This is a genomic window from Lysinibacillus sp. 10T31 (assembly GCF_056394365.1).
On record NZ_JBFTHS010000111.1, the window covers coordinates 1 to 4432 of the forward strand.

Annotated in this window: 5 protein-coding genes; 1 reads left to right on the forward strand and 4 read right to left on the reverse strand. The window is 32.9% G+C overall.

Annotated features, from left to right (window positions below):
• Positions 1-1135 (reverse strand): MFS transporter (locus AC1DCY_RS26870; RefSeq protein ID WP_477355657.1); only part of this gene is annotated, 1135 nt, incomplete at its 3' end.
• 239 nt (positions 1136-1374) lie between these two features.
• Here AC1DCY_RS26870 and AC1DCY_RS26875 point away from each other — a divergent pair.
• A complete protein-coding gene (locus AC1DCY_RS26875; protein WP_477355660.1) occupies positions 1375-1920 on the forward strand; it encodes a CGNR zinc finger domain-containing protein in 546 nt (181 codons plus the stop codon).
• Between the two features lie 496 nt (positions 1921-2416).
• On the opposite strand, the gene AC1DCY_RS26880 is transcribed toward AC1DCY_RS26875, so the two are convergent.
• The 3 genes from AC1DCY_RS26880 to AC1DCY_RS26890 form a co-directional block, all read right to left on the reverse strand.
• Positions 2417-3418 (reverse strand): anti sigma factor C-terminal domain-containing protein, encoded by a 1002-nt coding sequence (locus AC1DCY_RS26880; RefSeq protein WP_477355663.1) that lies wholly within the window; start codon positions 3416-3418, stop codon positions 2417-2419.
• Positions 3411-3914: an RNA polymerase sigma factor gene (locus tag AC1DCY_RS26885; RefSeq protein WP_477355666.1), complete on the reverse strand. Its 504-nt coding sequence runs from the start codon at positions 3912-3914 to the stop codon at positions 3411-3413. The genes AC1DCY_RS26880 and AC1DCY_RS26885 overlap by 8 nt, the downstream gene beginning before the upstream one ends.
• 420 nt (positions 3915-4334) lie before the next feature.
• The coding region (locus AC1DCY_RS26890) for an IS3 family transposase (protein WP_477354612.1) at positions 4335-4432 on the reverse strand (98 nt) is incomplete at its 5' end.

A 4432-nucleotide genomic window follows, 5' to 3' on the forward strand; every position in this document is an offset into this window, starting at 1 on the left:
TATTAAATAAAATTGAAGCCAAAACCCCTATCGCTAAAAATATTAACCAACACCCGGAAATATGGTTGAATTTATTTAACCAAGCTCCAAGATAGTTTCCTAAAGAACCTCCAAAAGCCCAACAGGCTTGAAACATTCCGAAATACAAACCTGCTGGTTTGTTAGCGCTAAATTGTGCTACCGTCATTTCAGCTCCTGGYAGTACAAGTGTTTCTCCTAACGTATAAAGAAAAATACAAAATAGCATCCAATAAATAGATGACATGAGAGGAATCATCCCGATTGCTACTCCCATAATCAAGACACCAAGTTTCACCATAATCATAGGATCTTGATTAATAAATAATTTTCTTAATAAAAACATTAAGAGTAATCCTGAAATCCCATTTATTATGAAAATGGAACTCACTAATTGTTTATCACCRGATAAATCATATGCTTTAATTGGAAATGAAATATTTAATTGAGCAAACATGATCCAAAACAAAGGCATTATACATATAAATAATACAAACAATTTATTTGAAATAGCTGCTTTCAAACTTAATAATACTTTTTGGTTATCCTTAATAGTTYTAGGATATTTACTGCGATAGATAAAAAGAATAAAAGATAAAACTAACATTGCAATACCTGCGATAGTAAATGGATATACTGGATCAAATTTTACCAATAATGCTCCAACTAACGGACCTATAATCACTCCTGTGTTAAGCATTTGGTTAAAGTAAGTAAATATTTTTTTTCGAATTGTTTCTTTTTGTGATGTAAAGAAAGCAGTCACAGAAGGATCAAATAATGCTCCTCCAAAGCCAATTAAGAATGCTGCAATAGCCACAGACCAAAAACTATTAGCAAAAACAAATGCCCCAAATCCTAATGCTCTTACCATCACTCCTAAAATTACATTTACTGTATGACTTACACGATCACCTATAAAACCTGTAAATACTGGTAGCCCACGCTGCGAAACGAGGATTGTAGTTAAAATAGTCCCCACTTCCAAAGAGGAAAAGTGGAGATCGTTTGTTAAATGCAGTGCTAAAAAAGGCATGATCATAAAACTTCCTGTATTCATAAATAACACAGCTGTAAGTAATATCTTGATRGGAACAGGAATTCTTGTATTAATCATTTATTGTTACTCCTTTCCTTCTAAATTTACTGCAACATTTAGTTCCATTATGTAATATCCTGTATTGTTCTAATGTGTATTTTTGAATATTGAGTAAAAACAAAATTTTCACCTCAAAAGTATAACTATCATTCAATTTYGTTAACCTTCTTAAAARTTTRATGGTTAACATATTCTTTCGTTATGTTACCAATGATTGTATAATAAAGTCAATGTTAAAAATTAAGAGGTGAGCAGGATTGATTAATAATCAAGTAGCACCAGGAGAGCTAGAAATTGTCCGTAGTTTCTTAAATACTTGGGAGATTCCAAATGATACACGTAAACCATTAGATCATTTAAATTGTGAAGAAGATATTGAAAATTTTATATCAAAGAATTTTAGTKGTATTAAATTTTCTGGTAAGTTAGAGGATGTGCATCGATTTCGGAAAGATGTTCGCATGTCATTAGAAACAAATAATGTTGATAATTTATCCAAGTGGTTAACAAGTTATCCYATAAATGTATCTATTTTAGATGTYGATAATATTCAATATAATGCTATTAAAAAACATGACTTTTTTAGTGGAATTTTGATTATAATTGTTAAGAGCATCTCCTTAAGTCAGTGGAAACGTCTTAAAGCATGTCCAGATTGYARATGGKTTTTTTATGATAATTCTCGAAATGGAAGTAAGCGTTGGTGTGGGATGTATGCATCCGAACCAAAAGGGAGATCATGCGGTACCATAGCAAAAGTGCAACGACATCGAAAAAAGAWTAAAGCTAGTTCAAAGGTATAGGAATAAATATTTTTGTGTGCAAATATATAACGTAGATTAATAATAAYAAAAGATTTCTAATGATTGTCTGCACACAACTAAGTAGTACCCTAGCGTTGGTTTAGAATAAAGTTTGTTTAGAAACCACTCAAAACCTTAATTTACTGCATATAAAAAGCTGTCGTTTTGAGGTTGATCAAAATGACAGCTTCTTTTATACTTAATAACTGTTTTCTATAAAAAAGATTGATTATTAATGTTTCTTTGTTCAATTAAAGCACCCGTTAGCCATCCATGAAGTGCAAAAATCAGCACTTCACCACAGAAAATGAAAGATGATTAAGTTCTTTCATGAGAGTTTAAGTGAAATTCTTCACAATCTTCACTATACAAATTAACATGTTATTCAACAACCTGGTCCTTGACTGAAAATAAGCGCTTATCCTTATTCAAGAATAGCGCTCGATTGTTGAATGCAATTTTTATAGTAAAGCTATTTTATTGCCTTTCAAGTTCCCTATTTTCGATTAGATATTACGCCAAAAATAGATGCTTTAATGTATGTTTGTCCTTGTAATGACTGCAATTGCTCTGGTGTACCAGTTACTACCGCCCCGGTTATTTTCACATCACTTTTCTCCAGGGTTTCATTTTCCCCTATTAAAGCTTGATAAACCTGGTTTGTTTCCCACTCGAAGTTCTTGCTTTTACGAAGAAGCTCAATGTTTCGAATAAAGGTCTCAACCTCGTCGTTTGAAGAGCGTCGGGGTTTTGGTTTGGATTGCTCTGATTGGAAGCCGTAAATGTATGGGTCATTGGCTGAAATAGTATTCTGTCCTTGCTTAAAATAATCTAGTGTATCATCTGTATAGGCATCCACCCACCACCAATCTACTTGCACTTCAGAAGGTAGTTTCCTTTTAATTTCATCAAAACTATAAGCATTATCAAAAGAGATTGCTAATTCCACTAAAGTATTTTTATCCAATTGATTAAGTTCACTGATTTTATCTTTATATACATCGTATGAAATCTTAGGATGATAAAAAAACATTTCCCGATCGCCTGTATAGTCATTAAACCGTTCGAATTGGTGTGTTTCGGCCAATGATTCTGAACCTTCTATTTGAATGGAACTAGAAATGTCAGTTCGTGTAAGCTTTCCAAATAGATTATAATCGCTTTTGATAGGCTTCCAAATATATGGCCGATGCTGATCTCCAAGCACCTTATAGGTTGCTGTTGTTATTTTCCCTCCGAGCAAATTATCGTCATAAACCTGATTACTAATTTGAACATTGGGAGCACTTATTTCGTTAAATAAATGAATGTCATCCATTACTTTTTGCGCACTATTTAACGATAAAGTCCTCAGCCCATACCATAATGCTATTAGCACAATGGGGGTAACGGTCAATGTAATCCCAATCATTTTGACCGTTGACCAAAACCTTGCCTTTCTCATTATTTTTTTCGTTTGTTTATCATCAAACAAAAATTCATTTTCTTCTTTATTCATCATGAATATCCCCCTTGAATCGTTCAGTAAATTCTTCCCTAGCACGTCTGACATGCGTTTTTAGTGTGTTTTCATTCTTATTCATTAAGGCTGAAATTTCCTTATACGATAATCCCAGCTCATATTTCAGGATTAATAATTCCTGATGCAAGATGGATAGCGTTTCGAGCGTGTTCTGAATGTCCTTTAATTTTTCTTTTTTTAGCATCTGTATCTCAGGAATGTGAATCAATGAAGTCAATTGAGCTTCTTCTAATTCTGTTGATGGATGACGTTTTTCTTTTCTCTTGAGATCATAAAATTGATTGGTTGCTACACGATATAACCAGCTCATTACTTTATCTGAATGAATTCCATTTTTATGTAATAAAAATTTATAACATGTATCTTGGACGATATCTTCTGCATCCTCGTGGGCTAATCCACGCTTTCTCAAATAACGGTATAACATGGTTCCTACTTGCTGCAAAAGTTCATTCATTGATTGCTTTGCCATGTCTGCCTCCCTTCTGACTATACAACGCAGAACTCAAAGAAAAGTTTACATATTATAAAAAAATTCCCACTAATTATTTTAGTTTACCGAAAATAAAAATGAAGCTATATAAATAGCTTCAAACTTTTCTAATAGTTTAATTGCTCTTTTGTAATCCCTTTAAACTTCGTCATTCTTCAACAATCTGGCCCGATTGTTGAACAACAAGTTAAACAACACTCTTCAACTAAACTGCCCCGTTAGCCATCCATGAAGTGCAAAAATCAGCACTTCACCACAGAAAATGAAAGATGATTAAGTTCTTTCATGGGAGTTTAAGTAAAATTTTTCACAAGCTAAACTTCAAGTATCCATAAAAAAATCACCTCGAAAAATTGAACTGCTCCCTGTCAAGTAGACAGTGGAAATAATAAAAAGCTTTTAAGCGGCTTTAGCCCTGTATTCTAATGGGCTTAAGCCGTTTAATCGTTCTTGGTATCTATCGTTATTGTAAAACTGGATATAATCCTCAATCGCTT

Excerpts from the sequence above, each read along its gene's own strand:
- AC1DCY_RS26880 (WP_477355663.1), bottom strand. The coding sequence starts at position 3,418 with ATGAATAAAGAAGAAAATGAATTTTTGTTTGATGATAAACAAACGAAA.
- AC1DCY_RS26885 (WP_477355666.1), bottom strand. The coding sequence starts at position 3,914 with ATGGCAAAGCAATCAATGAATGAACTTTTGCAGCAAGTAGGAACCATG.